Source organism: Trichocoleus sp. FACHB-90, assembly GCF_014695505.1.
Taxonomy (GTDB): Bacteria; Cyanobacteriota; Cyanobacteriia; order Cyanobacteriales; family FACHB-T130; genus Funiculus; species Funiculus sociatus.
In genome coordinates, this window is record NZ_JACJOK010000103.1 from 51,045 (window position 1) to 72,383 (window position 21,339).

At 45.5% G+C, this 21,339-nt stretch carries 18 protein-coding genes and 2 CRISPR repeat arrays; of the genes, 15 read left to right on the forward strand and 3 right to left on the reverse strand.

Annotated elements, in window-relative coordinates:
* Positions 1 to 106: 106 nt before the first annotated feature.
* From H6F74_RS30795 to H6F74_RS28570, 12 genes are all read left to right on the forward strand, one after another.
* Positions 107 to 232 (forward strand): hypothetical protein, encoded by a 126-nt coding sequence (locus H6F74_RS30795; protein ID WP_277875888.1) that lies wholly within the window; start codon positions 107 to 109, stop codon positions 230 to 232.
* A gap of 24 nt (positions 233 to 256) precedes the next feature.
* Positions 257 to 1,675, forward strand: a complete 1,419-nt coding sequence (locus tag H6F74_RS28520; RefSeq protein ID WP_190445467.1) for a TIGR03985 family CRISPR-associated protein — start codon at positions 257 to 259, stop codon at positions 1,673 to 1,675.
* Positions 1,676 to 1,690: 15 nt separating this feature from the next.
* Positions 1,691 to 2,023: a CRISPR-associated ring nuclease Crn3/Csx3 gene (gene crn3, locus H6F74_RS28525; protein ID WP_190445468.1), complete on the forward strand. Its 333-nt coding sequence runs from the start codon at positions 1,691 to 1,693 to the stop codon at positions 2,021 to 2,023.
* A gap of 100 nt (positions 2,024 to 2,123) precedes the next feature.
* Positions 2,124 to 3,251, forward strand: coding sequence for a CRISPR-associated endoribonuclease Cas6 (gene cas6 / locus H6F74_RS28530; RefSeq protein ID WP_190445469.1), 1,128 nt, complete (start codon positions 2,124 to 2,126; stop codon positions 3,249 to 3,251).
* A gap of 287 nt (positions 3,252 to 3,538) precedes the next feature.
* Positions 3,539 to 5,197: a CRISPR direct-repeat array (repeat unit 37 nt; unit sequence GTTTCAGTCCCCTTACGGGGATTAAGGCTTCGGAAAG).
* Between the two features lie 527 nt (positions 5,198 to 5,724).
* On the forward strand, positions 5,725 to 6,324 hold the full coding sequence (locus H6F74_RS28535; RefSeq protein ID WP_190445470.1) for a ParA family protein: 600 nt from the start codon (positions 5,725 to 5,727) through the stop codon (positions 6,322 to 6,324).
* On the forward strand, positions 6,317 to 6,646 hold the full coding sequence (locus tag H6F74_RS28540; protein WP_190445471.1) for a hypothetical protein: 330 nt from the start codon (positions 6,317 to 6,319) through the stop codon (positions 6,644 to 6,646). The genes H6F74_RS28535 and H6F74_RS28540 overlap by 8 nt, the downstream gene beginning before the upstream one ends.
* 445 nt (positions 6,647 to 7,091) lie before the next feature.
* Complete coding sequence (locus H6F74_RS28545; protein ID WP_190445472.1) at positions 7,092 to 7,316, forward strand: hypothetical protein; 225 nt, start codon at positions 7,092 to 7,094, stop codon at positions 7,314 to 7,316.
* Positions 7,317 to 7,493: 177 nt separating this feature from the next.
* Entirely contained in the window at positions 7,494 to 7,655 is a 162-nt protein-coding gene (locus tag H6F74_RS28550; RefSeq protein ID WP_190445473.1) for a hypothetical protein, read from the forward strand.
* A gap of 294 nt (positions 7,656 to 7,949) precedes the next feature.
* Entirely contained in the window at positions 7,950 to 11,468 is a 3,519-nt protein-coding gene (locus tag H6F74_RS28555) for a plasmid replication protein, CyRepA1 family (protein ID WP_190445474.1), read from the forward strand.
* Positions 11,469 to 11,899: 431 nt separating this feature from the next.
* Positions 11,900 to 12,205 (forward strand): fertility inhibition FinO-like protein, encoded by a 306-nt coding sequence (locus tag H6F74_RS28560; RefSeq protein WP_190445475.1) that lies wholly within the window; start codon positions 11,900 to 11,902, stop codon positions 12,203 to 12,205.
* Between the two features lie 578 nt (positions 12,206 to 12,783).
* A complete protein-coding gene (locus tag H6F74_RS28565; RefSeq protein ID WP_277875889.1) occupies positions 12,784 to 12,975 on the forward strand; it encodes a tyrosine-type recombinase/integrase in 192 nt (63 codons plus the stop codon).
* A gap of 227 nt (positions 12,976 to 13,202) precedes the next feature.
* Positions 13,203 to 13,436 (forward strand): hypothetical protein, encoded by a 234-nt coding sequence (locus tag H6F74_RS28570; protein WP_190445476.1) that lies wholly within the window; start codon positions 13,203 to 13,205, stop codon positions 13,434 to 13,436.
* Here the strand turns inward: H6F74_RS28570 and H6F74_RS28575 are convergent.
* On the reverse strand, positions 13,433 to 13,666 hold the full coding sequence (locus tag H6F74_RS28575) for a hypothetical protein (protein ID WP_190445477.1): 234 nt from the start codon (positions 13,664 to 13,666) through the stop codon (positions 13,433 to 13,435). The two genes, H6F74_RS28570 and H6F74_RS28575, sit on opposite strands and share 4 nt — an antisense overlap.
* 502 nt (positions 13,667 to 14,168) lie before the next feature.
* Here H6F74_RS28575 and H6F74_RS28580 point away from each other — a divergent pair.
* Complete coding sequence (locus H6F74_RS28580) at positions 14,169 to 15,998, forward strand: tyrosine-type recombinase/integrase (protein ID WP_190445478.1); 1,830 nt, start codon at positions 14,169 to 14,171, stop codon at positions 15,996 to 15,998.
* A gap of 198 nt (positions 15,999 to 16,196) precedes the next feature.
* Here H6F74_RS28580 and H6F74_RS28585 read toward each other — a convergent pair whose 3' ends face one another.
* Positions 16,197 to 16,361 carry a hypothetical protein gene (locus H6F74_RS28585; protein WP_190445479.1) on the reverse strand — a complete coding sequence of 55 codons (165 nt, stop codon included), beginning with the start codon at positions 16,359 to 16,361 and terminating at the stop codon, positions 16,197 to 16,199.
* Between the two features lie 146 nt (positions 16,362 to 16,507).
* Here H6F74_RS28585 and H6F74_RS28590 point away from each other — a divergent pair, with 146 nt between their 5' ends.
* Positions 16,508 to 17,122: a recombinase family protein gene (locus H6F74_RS28590; protein ID WP_190445480.1), complete on the forward strand. Its 615-nt coding sequence runs from the start codon at positions 16,508 to 16,510 to the stop codon at positions 17,120 to 17,122.
* A gap of 45 nt (positions 17,123 to 17,167) precedes the next feature.
* Positions 17,168 to 19,941: a CRISPR direct-repeat array (repeat unit 37 nt; unit sequence GTTTCAGTCCCCTTGCGGGGATTATGTCGGCGGAAAG).
* Positions 19,942 to 20,212: 271 nt separating this feature from the next.
* On the opposite strand, the gene H6F74_RS28595 is transcribed toward H6F74_RS28590, so the two are convergent.
* Positions 20,213 to 20,425 carry a hypothetical protein gene (locus H6F74_RS28595; protein ID WP_190445481.1) on the reverse strand — a complete coding sequence of 71 codons (213 nt, stop codon included), beginning with the start codon at positions 20,423 to 20,425 and terminating at the stop codon, positions 20,213 to 20,215.
* A 142-nt stretch (positions 20,426 to 20,567) separates the two neighbouring features.
* Here H6F74_RS28595 and H6F74_RS28600 point away from each other — a divergent pair, with 142 nt between their 5' ends.
* Positions 20,568 to 21,053, forward strand: coding sequence for a hypothetical protein (locus H6F74_RS28600; protein WP_190445482.1), 486 nt, complete (start codon positions 20,568 to 20,570; stop codon positions 21,051 to 21,053).
* The last annotated feature ends 286 nt before the right edge of the window (positions 21,054 to 21,339 follow it).

Here is a 21,339-nt window from a genome sequence, read left to right on the forward strand (position 1 = left end):
TTTCAATCAGCCCATCTTTAAAGTTCCCGAAATTGGACAAAGTGTACCAATGGCCGAAATCAACATTTGAATTTTTCCCAAAAGTCTGACTAACAATTGAGAACCTTTGTCAATCGAGCAGGCGATCGCTCACCTCTGGCTACAGGCGGTGAATTTATCCATCTCCTGCAATTCCCACCTTAATATGGCACACCATCGGAAATACCCCCTTCCGATGCTTGATACGCTATAAGGCACACCTTAGATTCACGAACCGATGGCGGATGTACTCTTTCGCAATCCCCCGCACCCCAAGCTCTTACAACAGTTAGCCAAAGGACTTTTAGAACAAAATCACCATCTCACCCGCGCTGTCAGGCTATGGGCTTTGCTACGCTGGCTCTACGGCGATAAAGGATACACAGCTCTGCCAGACAGCTTCACCTATGCCGATTGGCATCAGGCTTTCTTCAGCAAAACTCACCAGGATGAAAAGCGGGAAGACGTTTTCAGCCATCAAGACCCCAACTGCGCCTGTACTAAAACAACCAGACAATGGCTCTATGAGCTAGATATACCTGTGGATGAATGGCAACAGTCTTTGCAAAAACAAATCCCTATCTCCGACTCTGACTTGAAGAATTTCCTGCAAGAACGGCTATTTGCCCAAGTCCGCAAATCCCTTCAGAGTGACCTCGACTTACTCGTTAGTTGGGGCTGGCTCCAACAAGTACCTAGCCAGACTGGCAGGAGCAAGCACTACCGTCGAGTGGAAGTATTGCCCATTTCCCATAAACTAGAAAACCTTGAGTCCGAAGGCAGCCTAACAACCAAAGAACAGGTTTATGTAGCTGAAACACTGGAAATGCTTGGGTTTCTCGACCCCAATATACCTCTATTAGCCGAGCAAATCTTTGAACAGCCCCACGAAGATACTCGTCGCGTCTTTTTGTACGTTGACTACTTGGTGCCAGAGTCTACTCAAAAGCAAGATGATGTCGATCAGATCCAGGGTGAATTGCAGGAAATTTGGGACTCCGGACAAATTCAGCCTCTGCTGCTGACCTATCACAGCGCTCATTTAGGTTTAGTCAAAGAGTGCGTTATCTATCCCGTCTGCATCTATTACATGGAACGGGCAAAATACCTGTGTGCCTATGGCAGCACTCCCCACAGTGAAATCAACTGGCACAATTATCGCCTCGATCGCATTTGCTCAAAACGCCTAGTCTCATTGAACTGGGAAGACCTGCGTGTACCTCAGTTATTGCGGGAGAAATACGAAGACGGGCAACTACCAACCCAAAAGACAGTCCAGACGAAGCTAAAACAAGCTTGGGGTTTTGACTTCTACAAACCATCAGCCCTGATGCTACTGCGCTTTAACCAAAAATTTCACGATCGCTATATCCGAGGAACTTTCCTTCATCACACCTTTGAACCCGTTGACTACCAGCAAGCAGCCAGCCTAATCAAACAGCACACCCAAAACCCAGAACAGCGACAAGCTCTTTTAGAAATTCTCCAGTCTCGCTCTCCCACCGATGCCTACTACCAAGCCAAATACCGCGTTACAGACTACCACGTCATCAGGCGATTGCGAGCTTTGGGTCCAGAAATAGAAGTCCTGTTGCCTTGGGACTTACGGGAAAAGATAGCTCTGCATATCCAACAAACTTGGAACCACTACAGATAGCTTTTGCCAGACTAGATGAACGCCATTCAGTTAAACCATCGTTCCCATCAGACTCAAGATGGGCTTCCTTACCAACACCTCCGCGTCCAGATTACTAATGATGACCGCATCATTGAGCCAGAAGACCTAAAGGGATTAAAGCTTCCATCTGGCATTGATTTCAGTCAGGGAATTGTCATTGAAGACAAAGGTCCAATTTGGTTGTATGCCTATTTAGTGCATGAATGTCACGCAGCCGCTTGGGTTGGATGCTACGACCCTCGATATAAAGGTGCTGTCGTGGTAGAAACCCACACTCGCGCCGTGTCTGTTGGTCAAGTCCTCAAACTGGAACTGCCCAGCAACTAAAGTCTGTTCGCAAGCGTGTCGAACAGCTAATGTGGCTAATTAATCCCCATTAGGGGATGGAAATTAGCTAGAATTCTCACTAAGTCCAATCAAAAGCGCGATGGCTCGACCCAAACGAACAAAAAAAGATGCTGCTCTATCTGACCTCAATTGGTCGCCTGAAACAGAACTGGTAGGGTTAGTCTTTGAACTAACTCCTCGCGCTGCGGACTATCTCTATCCTCAGTACACCAATAAATTACACGCTTGGTTTTTAGACCAGGTGCGTCAAAAAAATCCAGAACTATCCGCTTACCTGCATGATGGTCAATCGGAGAAACCATTCACCATCTCTAGCTTGGAAGGCGAGTTCCTCGCGGCGGGGAAAAACCTTCAACTCAAAGCTGAAGAGTCTTACCGCTGGTATGTAACAGCGTTCTCGAAGCCGGTGGTGGAGTGGGTTGCCCAATGGGTACAGGCGTTACCAGAGGTGATTGAGTTACATGATGCTCCGTTACTAATTCGCACTTGTGAAATTGCTCTAGCACCGACAACCTATAACGAGTTATTTTCAAAGGCTGGTTTCCCATCGACAACGCTAACTTTCAGCTTTCTCACTCCTACTAGCTTTCGCCGCAAGGGGCATCACTTTCCGTTACCTGTACCTAACAATTTATTTCACAGCTACCTGCGCCGCTGGAATGATTTTTCCAACAGGGAATTCAACCAAGAGGCATTTTTAGAATGGGTAGAGGAGTGCGTGCTGATTCATCGTCACCGCTTGGAATCGGTGAAAGTTGCAGCGGGGAAGAAGGGTTCGGTTACGGGGTTTACGGGCGCTGTTGAGTTGGGATTGTCGTCTGCCGCTGCCAACCAGCCAGAGTTCGAGCAGTTGTTCTATGCGCTGGGGCAGTTTGCCCCTTATTGTGGGACGGGACACAAAACAACATTTGGATTGGGGCAAACTAGAACTGGATGGCTAAACCAAGAAACTCAGGTTGTACTGTCGCAGCAGAGTCTCTTAGCACAACGTATTGCTGAGTTACAAGAGCAGTTTATCGCTCAAAGAAAGCGCACGGGTGGTTCTCGTGCTACTGAGATTGCTGAAACTTGGGCTACTATTTTGGCACGCCGGGAGTGGGGGGAGTCGTTAAAGGCGATCGCTCTGGATCTAGAAATGCGTCCGGAGACGGTTAAAACTTATGCTAAGTTAGCGCGACGGGCTTTGACTCAACCAGAAAAGGTTTGACTTAATTAGAGCTTACACTTTAACAGTCAACTCATAGCTTTAACCCTAACTGAAACCTAAAGAAGCTAAGCTGAGCATGATTAAGTTTTGGTTATCTGGTTTTCGAGAAAAGATGTAAGATTTTTGGTTTTGAGCAGCTATTAAATGAAAAATAATTTGCAGAAAGTGAACGGGATCTTCTGAAATTTTATGGCATTGGTCAACAGTTTCAGTCTCTTCACCGAATTTCGTCTTGGGAAAGCCCTAACGGAAAGTTTAAAAGTGGTTGCCTTGCAGTATTCGGGGTAGTTTCAGCCCCACTGCGGGGATTATCCTGGCGGAAAGTCAATTGTCAAAATTTTGACAATTGATGTTGATTCGATCGTTTCAGTTCCTTTGCGGGGATTCTATTGGCGGAAAGAAGAATTACCCGTATTGGCCTGGGATGAGGAAGGCGATGTTTCAGTCCCCTTGCGGGGATTCTATTGGTGGAAAAGCGGGCCAGGAGCTGGAGTCAGCGCTACACCTAGCAGGTTTCAGTCCCCTTGCGGGGATTCTATTGGTGGAAAGCTCAACGATAAAGCCAAAGGTTCAACTACTCTTCGGTTTCAGTCCCCTTGCGGGGATTCTATTGGTGGAAAGGCAAGCATTGTCTCAAGACGGAAACCAGATTCTCCGGTTTCAGTCCCCTTGCGGGGATTCTATTGGTGGAAAGGAGAATGTGCCAAAGTATTTCGATTTTGATTCCTTGTTTCAGTTCCCTTGCGGGGATTCTATTGGTGGAAAGAGTCAACGCTGGAGAAATCCGCATCCTACTAGGCAAGTTTCAGTCCCCTTGCGGGGATTCTATTGGTGGAAAGCTATTCGATCCCGATACGGTTGAACGGGTTGCCGATATCTGTTTCAGTCCCCTTGCGGGGATTCTATTGGTGGAAAGCTTCGGTTTTTTTTCCAAAGTGCAAGGACTGGAACTGTTTCAGTCCCCTTGCGGGGATTCTATTGGTGGAAAGGCAAAGTAATCTATATATAGAGAATTCTCATAGATGTTTCAGTTCCCTTACGGGGATTAAGGCTTCGGAAAGAATACCTCGAACAGCAAGCCCAGGAGATTGTACCGGGTTTCAGTCCCCTTACGGGGATTAAGGCTTCGGAAAGCTCAGACACTCGCTGCTAAGGAGGCAACGTGAATCGTTTCAGTCCCCTTACGGGGATTAAGGCTTCGGAAAGATAGAGGAATGGAGGAACAAGGCGAGACTTGATATGGTTTCAGTCCCCTTACGGGGATTAAGGCTTCGGAAAGCATAGTTGTACTCTCCTACGCTTCAAATAGTATCGTTTCAGTCCCCTTACGAGGATTAAGGCTTCGGAAAGAATAATGTACAACACTGAACAACCTACCGTACCCTGCAAGTTTCAGTCCCCTTACGGGGATTAAGGCTTCGGAAAGTTTTGTCGTTTATATCATTTATCCAAATGAGTCCATGTTTCAGTCCCCTTACGGGGATTAAGGCTTCGGAAAGATCGAAAACATCCGGGCGAATGGCTGGGATTTCCACGAAGTTTCAGTCCCCTTACGGGGATTAAGGCTTCGGAAAGTCATTGAGCAAAACTCAGAGCGTCGGTGGTGTTTAAGCGTTTCAGTCCCCTTACGGGGATTAAGGCTTCGGAAAGCTTAGGTTTGATGCAATTGTTTTGGACGAATCATCAAGTTTCAGTCCCCTTACGGGGATTAAGGCTTCGGAAAGTAATCGGACAGCTTCTTCGCCTTCAAAGGCTTTTATCGTTTCAGTCCCCTTACGGGGATTAAGGCTTCGGAAAGGCTACCTTTCCTAGTTAAGTAAATGAGAGGAAGGATGGGTTTCAGTCCCCTTACGGGGATTAAGGCTTCGGAAAGGCTAGGGAAGAGAGAGGTGGAGCAAGGCGGCGCTACGTTTCAGTCCCCTTACGGGGATTAAGGCTTCGGAAAGTCCGCTACCTGAAACACTTACTGCAAGAGGGTTCAAAACAGGATTTTCGTAAGTCCTTTTTAAAACCTCATTTCAGCTACATTTATTGCGAACTATTGCATTTATTGAGCGACTGAAAAAACGCTCTAACTATTCATTTGTCAAGGTTCTGGCGGTTTTCGTGACACCCTTGGGATTGTAGCCCGCGCTTTGACTCACGAAATTTTAGCTTACTTAATTATAGGATGATAGTTCTGTCTTGAAGAAATTGTTTTAAACCGCAGACAATTGTGCGCTTCACTGCACCTGCATCCAGTCCATATTATGAAATTATTTATTACTCAACAACTCCATTAGGGTTCACAGATCAAGAATAAATCTATAGTTTCAGGCCTAACGTAAGCTTAAATACAGCTTGCTCACTAAACTTGTTTCTGGTTTTCTGGTTTAGAGCAGCTTTACAATGGCAGAGGGCTTTTGTCTTCTTGAAAAATCCAATCCTATCTGGTTTACCAGACATCTGGTAAACCAGATAGAAGTAAAATCTAATGAAAATCCTGACTGTAACAGGGTACAAAGGGGGCGTTGGAAAATCAGTCACGGCCGTCCACATCGCGACATTCTTCAGCGATCTAGGTAAAACTGTTTTAGTTGACGGCGATCCTAACCGCACGGCATTAGGATGGAATTCTCGTGGGAAACTTCCTTTCCTCGTTGCCGATGAGCGACAGGCAATGAAAGTTGTATCCAGTTCTGACTTCGTGATAATCGATACCCCGGCGCGTCCCGATTCTGATGACCTCAAGGAATTAGCTAAGGGTTGTGATTTGCTGGTGTTGCCCACTGCCCCAGACGTGTTGAGCTTGCAGCCCATGTTAGAGACAGCACAGGATTTAGGCGATACCAATTACCGAGCTTTGATAACCATTGTGCCACCCTATCCATCACGGGAAGGTGAAGTGATGCGTAAGGATTTAAAGGAAGGGGGTGTTCCAATATTTGAGACGATGATTCGTCGCACAGCAGGATTTCCCAAAGCAGCGCTGGCTGGTGTACCAATTCGGAATTTAGATGATGCCCGGTTTAAGGCAGCTTGGGCTGATTATGAAGCACTAGGCAACGAAATAATGGAGATTTGGAATGAGTAACAGTAAATACGGTGATTTGATTAGACAAGCCAGAAAACCAGAAAGCCAGGAAACCAGAGAACCAGAAAGTCAGAAAGCCAGAAAGCCAGAAAGTCAGCCAACTAAAGAACCAGATAACCAGAAAGCTAGAAAACCAGAAAATCAGAAAACCAGAAAGTCAGAAAGCCAGAAAGCCAGAGAACCAGAAGAAGAAGTCAACCTATGTGTCAAAGTACCAAAAAGTTTGAGGCGACACTGGGCAGGGGAATCTAAGAGGACAGGAGTCACTATGACCAGCGTAATTATTGAAGCCCTCAAAACTCGATTTGGTGAACCGGATTAGGAACTAAGACCAGAAAACCAGATATCTGGTTTTCTGGTTAGAAAAAATACCTGGCGATTAGAAATCGCAGCTACACAAAGAAAGCCTGTCTCCGCTGGCCCAATTGAGTCCAGGCAGGCGAACTTGGTTTGTGGAGCATCAAGGCTTCGAGTCTTTGAGCATATTTGCCAATACGGGATGCTCCCGTTGCGTAGTGCGGTCAGTAGCAGGCAATAATCGGAACTTTTTAAACTTTTTCGTAGGCTTTCGGAGTTAACTGTTACCACAAATCACCCAATAGAGGCTATTTCAGCCAATTTCAATAACTAAGTTTGGGCAATCGCTTTTTCTTCCCAACTGTGATAACGTTACCGTTAACAGTCTAGGCAATGTCTGCCAGTGTTTCGACCACCGACAGACATCTAACCCTGACAGTTGTAACCGCAACTACCAAGGCTAAAGATCCATGAAAACATTTTCTGAGGCGCTTTCGTGCGCCCCCAGCCGCATTTATGCCTGTTTCGTTCTTCCTCGCAACATTCTGTTACCACGCTACATCTTAAGGCAACGGATTACATGGCGAGAAGGCAAGCACTTTGCCACAAGTTCCATTATTGGTTCCAGCATTGGTTCCAGCTACCTAAGTAAAAATTCTGCTGGCTCAGCTCCAGCTCTCTGTACTACCAGCTAACTTACCTTTACCCCTGCTCGTCGCTGCGAGTGGGGGTGCGCTTTTGGTAACAAATCCGTTCCTGCTTTCCACTACACTTTTCCCCCGGAAGGAACTGTATCTACCCTTGAAGGACACCCAACCGAAGTGTTACCGGGGCAGGGGAACAATTTACCTGGAAAATAAGGGGCAAAGTAAATGGACGGTACGGTAAAGATCAAGCTCACCGGATTTCCCGAAGACGTGCAAGCGATCGCTACTTTTCTACATCAGCACTTGGAAGTTTTGGAAGAGTCACCTTCCTTCCAGACGAGCGGTTTTCAGCTTGTCAAACGCTATCTGACGGTGAGGCAGAAATAAAGGCTGAGCTACACAGAGCGATCGCGCCCTTGCAATTAATTAATTCTCCTTGAGGCAGCTTTGGCAATAAAATTATTTACAGCAATAATAAACAAAGCGCCACCTACGCGAATAGGCAGCGCTTTGCAAACTGTTTATCCACCTGAAACGTCTCTGAGTTGGGGAACCGGTTTCGTTTTCAGGGGGCATTAAATTTTAAGGAGGCAAGATGCCCGCCTTTTTTAACCAGAGCAATGTACTGCTCTGCTGTTTTAATTCTAGAACGGGAACAACTTCCCAACAAGGGGGTATGGTATGACATACCCCGATCAGATTGAGCCAAAGCACTTTTCAGAATGGCTCGATAGCGCTGTAGACGAAGAAATTATCGCGCTAAACGTGCGATCGCTTTCTGGAGATTTAGCTTATCGTTGGCTTCTTACGGATATTACAGCCGCTTCCGGCAAAGTTCATCCAGATGCCCAATGGCGTTGGGCGAGAGAAAAATACGGACATATCGAGCAGGGCGGCTGGGGGTGTTCCGGCATTGACCCCCTCAACAATTCTTCACGCATGCTGTGGGGATGCTTCAAGCCGAATCGCCCTCGGTTGTCATTTCAGGGGAAAAAGCCCAAACCCGTCAAATACGAACACCCTCCGAAGCAATCCACTAGGGCATTCTTTCTAGCAGTTCCCTTACACATTTGGGAGGAAATTGCTTCTCGCTACCACATTCCCCTCGCCCCCGAAGACCAGCAAGCAGGCTTTTGGCACTGGGTCTGGCAGCGCAACATTCCCATTGTTATTTGCGAGGGAGTCAAAAAAGCCGCGTGTCTACTGAGTGCTGGTTATGCAGCGCTCGCCTTACCCGGAATAACTGGCGGCTGTCGCACCAAAGACGAACAAGGTAATAAGGTTAACCCATACCTAATCCCAGAACTGAAGCACTTTGCCACTTCGGGCAGAGAAATTTATATCTGCTTCGACCACGATGCTAAACAGAAGACAGTTCAAAACGTTAACTGGGAAATTAACAAGCTAGGTACTCAGTTTATTGCTTCTGGGTGCAAAGCTCTGGTTATCCAGCTGCCAGGACCAGAAAAGGGCGTTGACGATTTTGTAGTTGCCAGAGGCAAAAGTGCTTTTAATACCCTCTATCAAGAAGCCCCTGACTTCAGCTTTTGGCAGGCTAAACAACTCTACACGCTCACCTACACTCCAACTCTCCGGCTAAATCAGCGCTATTTAGAAAACGTACCATTCCCGAAGTCGGGATTAGTTTGCATCAAGTCTGCTAAAGGTACTGGCAAAACATCAGCCCTAGAACCGCTGATTGCTTCTGCAAGTAGAATCGGACGCCGCACCCTGGTAATTACCCATCGCACCCAGCTTGGTCGGGCTATTTGCGCCAAGCTAGGTATCGACTGGATTGAAGATATGCGCCAATCTAACACCAGGGGGCTGCTAGGCTACGGGCTTTGTATTGACAGCTTGCATCCCTCATCAGCTGCACGTTTCAATCCAGAAGACTGGAGAGAGGCAATAATTGTATTAGATGAAATCGAGCAGGTTATATGGCACGCCCTCAATAGCTCCACTTGCTACGAAAACCGGGTGGCCATCCTCGAAACTCTAGCAGAGCTGATCCACACTGTGACGAGCAGTGGTGGCTTGGTCATCGCTCAAGACGCTGACTTATCAGATTTGACCATCGACTACCTCAAAGCGATCGCTAACATCCCTATAGAGCCTTGGGTGGTAGTAAACGACTGGAAACCGCAATCAGGTTGGGACGCAACCTTCTATGCCACTAAAGACCCGTCACCCCTGTTTGCTGAACTGAATCGGGTCGCTGCCACTGGTCCCACTTTGATAGTGGAAGATTCCCAAAAAGTTAAGGGAAAGTGGAGTTGTCGCAATACAGAAACACGATTACAAAAGCGATTCCCTCTGTTACGGATTTTGCGGATTGATAGCGAGACTACCGCAGATCCAAGTCATCCTGCCTATGGTTGCGTCGAACGTCTTAATGAAGTTGTTCGCCAATACGACATCATCATCTGTTCTCCTACTATCGGCACTGGTGTCAGCATTGATGTCAGAGGCTACTTTAAAGGCGTCTTTGGCATTTTCCAAGGTGTCATTCCTACTAGCGATGTGTTGCAAGCTCTAGCACGGTTAAGGGATGAGAAAGTTCCCAGATACATCTGGACTAACCCATTTGGTCTCGGTAAGATCAGCAACGGGAGTGCTAATTATAAAGCTGTCATCAAATCCCAAAATAAAATTATCAATACCAATATCCGCTTATTAAAGGACGTGGATTTTGATATTGATAGTGTCACGAATGACCCAATTAATATTAGAACTTGGGCAAAAATGGCAGCGAGAATTAACGCAGGGATGTGGGACTATCGCCAGACTGTATGGGAGGGCTTGAAAGCTGAAGGACATCGGGTGAAACTATGCCGCGAGAATGAACTAGAGCAAGGAATTTCCGAACTGAAAGCGCAGCAGTTAGCCGCAAACAACATCCAGAACTGGGATTTACTAGAACACCTAGAAGAACAAGTAACTCCTCTAGAGCAGGAACTAGAGCAACGGTCTGCCGAAGCTATTCAACTCAAGGATGAAGCAACTCTTGTCAGGGAACAGAATAGAAAAAATGAAGCTGAAGCTATCGCCAATGCGTTTGATATTCCAAATGAAACTAAATACCAAGAATTAAAAGAGAAACGGACTAAAACTTCAGATGAGCGTTATGCAGAGCAAAAGCATCAGTTAAAGCAGCGCTACGGGGTACCAATAACGGCTGAGTTGAAACTTAAAGATGATGACGGTTGGTATGCCAAGCTGAGACTGCATTATTATTTGACTCACGACCCTGAGCTTGTCAAGCAGCGCGATCGCCAACATCTATCCGAACATCTAGCGCGTGGCAATGGTAAGGTCTGTCCCCAAGATATTAAATTATTAACTTCTCAGGTAGAAGCTCTCTCAAAGCTTGGCTTAACACAATTATTTGACCCAGACAGGGAATGGAGAGGAACTGACGAAGAAGTAGAGAAGTTCGCCTCTACAATTAAACTTTACAGTCGGGATATCAAGGACTTCCTAGGATTAACCATTCATAAGGGAGCGCAGCCAATGGAAGTAGTGCAAATCATTTGCAAAGCTAAACTAGGCTTTACTCTCAAGTGCATCCGCCAGGAGCGCACGGAGGAACGGGACTCTAGGAACAGACGCAAACGGATTAGAGTGTATCAATTCCAGTTTCCAACTGATGGGCGTCAGGAAATTTTCGATATCTGGCTGAATCGCGACACTCTGGCACAGGAGAAGGCAAACTGCTTAGCACTGCCAAAGGCACTGCCTGACACCTCAGCAGAATGTATCAATAGGATACAATGTGTCACACCCCCAGATAAATATATAGATATATCTCCCCCTGTGCCAAACCCCTCTGTGCCAAACTCCCCAACAACAGAAGAGGAGGCGCTTGACTTGGGAGGGGAAGCAAGGGATGCGATCGCAGACGCCTCACCCATAAACGAAAGCGGTTTTCTTGCTGCTGAGGGCGAAAATATTGATTTATCAAATTCAGCGATCGCAAATGATCCAGACGTACTCAACTCCCATACAACTTCAGCTAAGACATCAGTCCAGAATCTGTGTGTGGGAGCAGTAGTGAAGTGGCTTCAGACTCAAGGAACTGAAAAGCTGCGAGTATTGGAAATTAATGCTACTACTGGCTATGTGATGGTGAAGTCATTACTGAGTGGGCTATTCACTCATACCCATATTAGCCGGATAGCACTACTAGAAAGCGGTTGAGGTGTGCTGACTTGTTGCTACCGGAGTTGATATTCAGTCAGCCATTGAAGCGGCTGTTAAAGGAAATTTGACAGTCGAGGCGCGAACAGTTCTTTGCGGCGGACTTGCGGTGTTTTTGCTCGGACTAAGTGCTACTAAGTGGGCTGTACCTCGTTCTCTACCAAGTGATATTATCGCAGTTCGGTTGCTAGCCGTTCTAGGTTGTGTGGTTCTCGCATAACTTGGCGGTCTTCTACCTCCCCTCATTCTCGTGGGAGTGCTGGCAGTTACTCTGCTGGGTATGACTCTGTTTGAATCTTCTCGTTTGGAGTGGCTAGCGGCTTAGTGAAACTGGACGGATGAAGTTGGGGGGTGCGTTGATACCTTATAGCGATCGCTTACTTTATGCCGTCCTTGAATGAAAACAAAGACCATTTTAGCTTGGAGGATAAATGACAACTTCAGGAAAGCTGGAAATCACGATTAAAATCAGCGAATTCCCAGCCGATATAAAAACGGTTGAGAATGGCTGGAAGTCCTTTGAAATTGACTGTGACGGGCGGCTGGTGAGTGTTACTGTCAAACCCAAAGTCTTTAAAAAGCTAGAACAGGCACAAGCGGACTACCCGATGTGGGTTGCGGCTATTGCTGGAAAGATGGGCCAAGCCAATGAAAACGGCTTTGTGTTACTGGAGCCAAACATCCAAGTTTTTGAGAAAAAGCCCAAGGAACCGAAAGAGACACCAGTGGTGGAGTGAGGAGCGAGCGCGGCAAACATTAATTTAATAATTAGCCGAAAAGCGATCGCACTTTTGATGGAGTTCTTGCCAAATCTAAGCTTCAATCTTAACAAACGCGCTCGCTTAGTCGCTAAAGCGCGATCGCATGTTTACCTATGCAATACAATCACAAGAACAATTCTGTACCAATCTTAATAAGCAAAAAATTTACTACAAAACTATAATAAAGCTCCCCGTGTTGCTAAGCGCACGCTCCTGTTCTTTTGCTAAGCGACTACGCTCAGAATTAGCAGGGCTTTTCAAACACCTTCTTCTAAGGGCGCGTGTCGCCCCTCAGCTTAATTACTCAAAACAAATGCTTGTTTAACCACTGGATTAAGTATGCCAGAATCAGTGGTTTAAACTCCACCAAATTGGACTCTTTTAGGTGGAGTTGCCCTCAGCGACTAACGAGTTTATTGACTTTTAGGGTTGCTGTATTGACCTGACCAAATACTGTTTTAGGCGGAGTTGTAATGACAATCTAAGTCGTACTCACAATCGAAGAATCCAGACCCCCGATTAAGAAAGCAAAACCAGATAATGAGAGAATTTATTTGACACCTGATGAAATGGAGCGGCTGCTACAGGGTGTTAAGAAAACGGGGCGATATCCACATCGGGATTTTACGCTGTTGCTTTTAATCTATCGCCACGGTTTGAGAGTTACAGAGGCAGCTCTTCTCCAATGGAAGGATGTATTAACTATCGACTTTTATTTCTATTACACTGGTATACTGCTCCACTAAATCAAAGCCACTAACGTACCTACCACCACAGCGGGGATTGTCTCTGGCGTGGCGACGCGCCGTATTTTTAAGTTGTACGAGCAAACAATCCAAAGCTTTGATGAGGCAGTCAAGGTACTTTTGGACGACTGATGCGGGCTGTGTAATAGCCGTCCAAGAAGACTAATTTTCTAACTAACAGCATAACCCCTGGCTTAACAGATGGGGGTAGTTTAACTACTTTGCCGATGGCGAAAGCCTCCATTTCTTTCACTCCAGGGTCGGGAGATATTCACGCGATCGCACGTCGTCATTTTTCGGGCGGCATAATAAACTTTCCGTATTTCGGAGATTGGTACAAGCCTTGGGCAGAGCTGGTGCGTTTGGAAAGCTGCATCATTATTCAAGCCTTCTCTTTGCCCCTAATGACAGCTTCGCTCTATTTGCCTCTCCTAGCGTGGAGAGCTGAGAGCGAGGGCTAACTCTGGGTAGGCTTACCTCCAATTGTTCGGAGTAGCTGCTCTAGGGCTTCTGAATTGCTGAGGGCTTGTTTTGTTGCCAGTTCCTCCAAAGTTTTAATAGCTGTCGGGGTCAGCATGAAATGCTTCTTTTGTTTGACCTCATCGTAGTAAAGTGGTCGCCCACGCATTCCCTTTTTACCTTTTCTTGATAAGTCTTGCTTATCTGATTGTGGCTCCCCTGATTTACTCATCCAGCCTACTACCTTTGAGAACGTTGTACAACATTTCTAATCTAATTCTGGCAGTATTCTAGCTGGTGTGGAGGATTTTTTGCAAATATCAAAACCCTCTCATCCTTGCATAGGCTTAATTCTAGACTAGCTATAGCTTTAGCTTATCCCCACCAAAAGAGGGGTAAGAAGGTGTTGTATAGAGGTTATACAACATTATGGTCACTTCTAGAACTTTTTGAAGCTTTGTTTTAGTCGGGTTTTAGCTTCTCTATTAATGTGTTGAACGGCTGAATGCCAGCTATAGTGAGCTGGGACAACGATGTAGAAGGTAGTGGGCTTTAAGGAAAACGCCACGAGTCGCCAGCCAAGCTCTCATCTTAGTAGTTACTAAAATAGTTACTCCTTTGGCGTTGACAAGTGCAACTATAATTAAAATTTGTTGAACATAACACATAATTATGTTATAAGTATTACTAATGAATAAGAGTTCAGCTTATCCACACGTTAACAGAAGAAAACCATGCCCTATACAACACTCCTAGAAGCTATCACCGTCTATTCAAACGCCTCTAACAAACGCCAGATAGTAAGTGCTATTAATCGCTATCTATTGCCAGCCTTTGGGCTTAAGCTTTCAAAAAATCGAATGAATGCAAACGAGCTAATGCAAGCACAAGAATTGATGGGAACAATCAAATTGACAGAATTGAGTGATACCGACTTACTAGAGGCACTTGAAAAAGGATTTGAGTACACAAAAACTGAAAAAAAATTACGTCGTTATCCACGCTCTTACATTAAGTTATTTATTGAATTTTTGCGAGAGAATAAATCATTAAAAAATGAGATACAAGAAACTATCAACGATAAGAAAAAAAGTAGCAACCCTTCCGTTCGGTATTTAAGAAATCGAGAGGCGGCGATTTTAGATAAAAGTCATATTCAGAGAATCACTCCCAAAAAGAAGAAAAAAGCTGAAATTAAACTCAGTTTTAATCCCTCTAAGTATTTAGAGGAGTTCAAGAAAAAATACCCTGAAAAAGAAGATGGAGAACTATTAAAAATTATTCAGCATCACCTGGAAATAATTTCAAAAAGCCTAAGTAATTTTGAAAATTTTATTGTCTTTACCTTAGGCGCTAGAAAGATTACAGCAGAATTAACATTAGTACAAATCACTAGATTACTGGGATGGCTACATAAAGAAGGAGAGCCGTTAGACGGGTTAACAGTTGAAAAAATCATTCCAGTAATTGATACAAGGGTTAATATCTCTGACTTCAGAAGATTTGAAGATTTTCTTATTACAGAAGGGAAACTGAGGCACAAAGCCAAAAATGAGGCGGATAAAACAATTAAATTAATCAAAGAATTTTTTCTAGAATATGAAGTCTTGAATTCTAGAACAAAACAGATATATTTAGGAGCACTGATCACCTTAGCTAAGTACTTATATCGAGACATAACTGACGAGGGTGAAGCTTCCAATTATGAAGACATATCAGTAATAGCTAAACTTAGAATATTTATAAATAAGTTGCCGAAGCAGGCTAAAAAAATTGATACGTTGCCTTTAACGTGGGCTGAGGTTTTGGAAGTGCGAGAAAGGCTTAGATTGGAATCCAATGAAACGCATATTTATTTTGATAGAACTAGAAGAAATAAAGTCAGAACTGTACGCAATCAAAGAAGAAGTAAGAGTGCAATTTCGGCAAGCTTAATGAGATTTTTAGTTTTATCAATGCTTACTGTTATTCCTCCAGACAGGCAAAGAACATTTAGAGAGCTAAGAATTGGGAAAACTTTAAAGCACGGACTTTTTACGGAAGCAGGTTTTACTCCCAAAACTTTATTGGCTAATTCTAATGAAGCAAAATATTATATCCATCTAATGCCTGAGGATTACAAAACAGGAGATATATACGGTGAGTTTATTGGCGAAATACCTAATATTGAATTTAAAGATGGCAGTAAATTCTATGATTACCTAAATCGGTGGATATATGAAGGATATAGAGAAGTTATGCTGCGCGGAGAAAATCACGATTTTTTATTTATCAGAACCAGGAGAGGGGTTCCTCTGGACAAACGTGGTATGTGTAGCTTAGTTAGTCATATTTTTAAAAATAAGGCAAAAATCCAGGTTAATCCACACAAGCTACGGCATATTTTTTGTTCTTATCTAGATGAAATTCAGGTTTCAGATAAAGAACGAGAGGCCGCCGCATTTTGGATGCATCACAGTACAGAAATGGCAAAAAATATTTATACCATTCGCGACATCCAAGAAAAGCTTCGTCCTACCTCTTCTTTGATGGTAAAAATGAATAATTCAGGTAAAAATGAATAATTCAGCTTTACTCAAAAGTTAAACACAGCAGAGTCGTAACCAGTAATTCTGTACAAGAACGCTGACAGTGAGAGAGCGAAGTTGGTGCTAGCAGCTACAAGGGGAAGAACTATTTCCGGAAATAGTTCTTCCCCTTTATCGACCTTAGGTAGCTTTTGCTACGCCTATGCTCGGTTTTCGCGGCAGCGGGCAATGCGACTAATTGTTGAAAATACGACGCACCTCCCAAGCCCAAGGCAACCACTTACCGTAGGCGAATCGGCAAAAGAGCATATCTCGTATTTGCTCCTCGACAACCCCTTCACCAAATTCGGGGTGAAATATTTTGTCGCCTGGAGCAAACACCTCGACAGCCTGTGCCAATTCTGCCCCCGATGTCGATTTCTATGTCTGAGCAGCACTTGGGGCTGAACTGAGTAAATTAAGCTACTCCTTAGATGGGACAAATAAATAAGAATTTTTACATCGCTGGAGCAAGCATTCCAGCCATTGTTTTTAAGAGGCTTCAAATGGGACAGCGTAGGGCGGTAATTTACTGTCGCGTCAGCACCGACGACCAAAACTGTGATCGCCAAGAACAGGACTTACTACAATATGCTGCGAGCGCTGGCTTCGACATTGTCGCAATTTTTAGGGAGACGGCATCAGGGGCGCAAGACGATCGACCAATGCGGCAGAAAGTTTTGGCGCTAGCACAATCCCGCAAAATCGATGCGGTGCTGGTAACTGAGCTTACCCGATGGGGACGCAGTACGATCGACTTGATCGGAACTCTTCAGGAATTGCAATCACGGAAGGTTTTATTGATTGCCCAGACTGGCATGGAGTTCGACTTGAGTACACCGCAGGGAAAGCTGATGGCAACCTTAATGTCTGGACTAGCGGAATTTGAACGCGACTTAATCCGAGAACGGGTCAAATCGGGCATGGCAGCGGCTAAGGCGAGGGGGCAGAAGTTTGGACGGCAACCAGGGCAGATACCCGCCGAGGTAAAGGCTAAGGAATCAAAGGTATTGGAACTGGTTGCAGATGGGCTGTCTTACCGCCAAATCACCGCGCAGTTGAAGTTGTCCAAGAATACTGTCATGCGGATTGTGCGGGAGTCGAAAGGCGATCGCTTATAACGTTACGGAAATTTACCCCACTATGGGCGCTCACCTTTTTCAAGGATTTCAGTCCCCTTGCGGGGATTATGTCGGCGGAAAGCGCTAGAGCAGAAAGTCAAGATTTATCAGGAGAGAGAAATTTCAGTCCCCTTGCGGGGATTATGTCGGCGGAAAGTTGAATGCACTGCCCCGGCATCGTCGGTGTATTTTCGTTTCAGTCCCCTTGCGGGGATTATGTCGGCGGAAAGGATGCGATCGCGTTATCTGACTTATAAAAGTTATTGTTTCAGTCCCCTTGCGGGGATTATGTCGGCGGAAAGGTGCGGGTAGTTGAGCCTACCCGCAGTTTGCAAACTCACTCGTTTCAGTCCCCTTGCGGGGATTATGTCGGCGGAAAGGTCAGGATATTTAGCAGCAGAAATTGCAGAAGAAATAGGTTTCAGTCCCCTTGCGGGGATTATGTCGGCGGAAAGCGCTCGAAGAAATTCCTCTACAACTTTACTTTGTCGGTTTCAGTCCCCTTGCGGGGATTATGTCGGCGGAAAGGAGAAGCGGCTGTGTTTGATCTACGGCACCCTGTTGTTTCAGTCCCCTTGCGGGGATTATGTCGGCGGAAAGAGTATTGTCATATCGGCAGTGATAGTCAACGATACATGTTTCAGTCCCCTTGCGGGGATTATGTCGGCGGAAAGGAAAGGATGGGAGGAAGCCTTAATTTTTGCCAGAAGAGTTTCAGTCCCCTTGCGGGGATTATGTCGGCGGAAAGCATCAACACCCATCAGTTCAGCAAGTCTTTGAAAGCTGTTTCAGTCCCCTTGCGGGGATTATGTCGGCGGAAAGCGCACCGAGTGCAACGCCACAACAAAAAGACCGGGCGGTTTCAGTCCCCTTGCGGGGATTATGTCGGCGGAAAGTTTCTGCAAGTTGTCGCTTGCGATATTCAGATTTCTGTTTCAGTCCCCTTGCGGGGATTATGTCGGCGGAAAGTCAAGTTAATTATTTATTTCAAAATAGAAACTCTTTGAGTTTCAGTCCCCTTGCGGGGATTATGTCGGCGGAAAGTTTCTAGCCTTCGTAGGATGCACCCTAGCAGAAGTCTCACTGTTTCAGTCCCCTTGCGGGGATTATGTCGGCGGAAAGCCGTATTGGTTTGAGCAAATGCGCTTAACAATTTGGGAGGTTTCAGTCCCCTTGCGGGGATTATGTCGGCGGAAAGCCGAAGAAACTATGCCCGAATACCAATTCAATTATTGGGTTTCAGTCCCCTTGCGGGGATTATGTCGGCGGAAAGATTCCTTCCAGTACGGGTGCTGGCAAGACTACCTTTTGTTTCAGTCCCCTTGCGGGGATTATGTCGGCGGAAAGGTTTTAATTTTCGGGCACGTTTTATTGAAGAGAAAAGTTTCAGTCCCCTTGCGGGGATTATGTCGGCGGAAAGGACGAATCTCTATCACATCCCCGAAATCAGAATCCGGTTTCAGTCCCCTTGCGGGGATTATGTCGGCGGAAAGTTTAAGTCCTCTCGACATGAGGCAAAAGCAATATGACTGTGTTTCAGTCCCCTTGCGGGGATTATGTCGGCGGAAAGCACCCCCGGTCACACGCCTTGCGGTGAGATTTGGTGTTTCAGTCCCCTTGCGGGGATTATGTCGGCGGAAAGACAACTAATTCCGCTGACACCATCAACGATTTGGTTATGTTTCAGTCCCCTTGCGGGGATTATGTCGGCGGAAAGTCCCACAGATATCGGCAGCTTCAATAATTGCCAAGTATGTTTCAGTCCCCTTGCGGGGATTATGTCGGCGGAAAGGGCCCCGGATTGGAGGTGATTACCAGCGCTCTAACGTTGTTTCAGTCCCCTTGCGGGGATTATGTCGGCGGAAAGTCCACCAGGTCAAAATTTCTGGATTTTTGAATTAATTGTTTCAGTCCCCTTGCGGGGATTATGTCGGCGGAAAGTGGTGTTAAAATTGACTCAACTGTAGGCGAGGTATTGTTTCAGTCCCCTTGCGGGGATTATGTCGGCGGAAAGGCTACTCAGTTTTATGCTCCCTCGGCTGTTTATTGCATGTTTCAGTCCCCTTGCGGGGATTATGTCGGCGGAAAGCAGTGACGGAGTGCGCTTCTTTTTGGGCTTTGTTTGTTTCAGTCCCCTTGCGGGGATTATGTCGGCGGAAAGCCTCAAGGCACAAGCTCAGCGACTGCAAGAATTAGAGTTTCAGTCCCCTTGCGGGGATTATGTCGGCGGAAAGTATCTACGACGAGAACGCAGCAGCAGTTACTACAAGTGTTTCAGTCCCCTTGCGGGGATTATGTCGGCGGAAAGAATAAGGCCCAGGCAGCTTATCAAATTTGTGAAGATGTTTCAGTCCCCTTGCGGGGATTATGTCGGCGGAAAGCAAGCTAACCTCAGATTTAGGGATCAATCTTGATGCGTTTCAGTCCCCTTGCGGGGATTATGTCGGCGGAAAGTCGGATCTGTTTCGGTTTCTCCTAATACTTTTAGGTTTCAGTCCCCTTGCGGGGATTATGTCGGCGGAAAGTTGCGTGATGCGACAGCACCTTTAGCCGCTCGTTTTGGAAGTTTCAGTCCCCTTGCGGGGATTATGTCGGCGGAAAGACCATCGGGTGCCGCATCCCTGACATCTTTGGTGTTTCAGTCCCCTTGCGGGGATTATGTCGGCGGAAAGCGGGTTAGATATTGCAGTTTAGAGAGGATTGCTTCACGTTTCAGTCCCCTTGCGGGGATTATGTCGGCGGAAAGACACAGATAAAGATCTAGTAATCCATTAAGCTGTTCGTTTCAGTCCCCTTGCGGGGATTATGTCGGCGGAAAGAGCGCCGTCTGAAACTTATACGGCGAGAGGATTTAAAAGATGGTTTTCGTAAGTCTCTTTCAAAACCTCATTTCAGCTATCGCTATTGCAGATTTTTAGCAATAGCAAGGCTACTGAAAACTTTGAAACTATTTATTTGTCAAGGTTCTGGCGTTTTTCGTGAGACCCCGCAGGTTTTCGCCCCCGCTTCGACCTACGAAAATTTTATCTTTTGCAATTAATTATAAGATGATTGCTCTGATTTTAGATCATTGACCTGCTTGCTTCCAAATTATTTGATTTCCAAACTGCCATTGGCACAAGATTTTACCGCATGGCTCGCATGGCTTTGACCACAACAGTAATGGGGTTGGATGCGAAAAGAGGTAGGGAGCGATCGCGCTCGTCTCATCGTCCCCCAGTCCTCATGGTCTGGCTTAAATTTTCTGCGCCAGTACAACATAACCGGACTAATAATGACCGGATAAGGTTTAATTTTTCTCATGTGGTATCAGAAAGTTTGACTATCAAGAACAAAAACTTTACTCTCAGGAGTTAGACAAGAGAATTTGTGCTCCTGTGGAATTAGCTGTAGCTGCGCCACATCATTACTATCTCAAAACTGTTTCAATCGAGGAAGAACTTATATGATTGGCGTTAAAACCTCTACTTCAAAGAAGCTGATTGTAACAATAGCGATCGCAATTGCCTCAATCGGAATGACGAGCTGTGTTAAATCAGAGAATTATGGCTCTAAGGAAGCTCAATCAAATACTGTTGAACAAGTTAAATCCAAAGATTTGGGAAATTCACAAGATAATTTCGTAGCTAAGGCTAACGAAACTAAGCAAACCTCACGCGAACAACCTGGCATTGGCACAGTCAAAAATATGGTAATGGGAGATTTGATGTGCTATGTCACGTTAGTAGATGAAAACGCAATCCAGCATGAGGTTGGTGCCGATTTTGAGAGCTGTGCAAACCCAAATACTTTCTTAAATCAGAAAGTTCGCGTTTCTTATGAGCTCGTTTCAATCAATGATTGCCAAAGTGCTGAACCCTGTGGCAAAACCCGAAAGGAATCCATCATTACAAAAATGGAAATCATTAAGCAGGGAAACCCTAACAATTAACTGACAAACTCTCAGTAATGATAAATAGGCAATCACCAGACAAAATGCTGCATTGAGGCAATCTGATGGCGGCTTATCTGATTACGGGGGCATGGTAGGAAGTTTTGCAGCCCACATTCCGCACCCACAACTGTCACATAGACAGTGGCTTTAAGTGTAGAAGTGAATCATAGTTCAAATATTGAGTATAAATACTCAGTATTTATATATTAATGAGAATCAAGCTCATAATTTGCATCCAATGGCGACTCCTTATGGCAGTTTTCCCTAAATACTGGCGACCCAA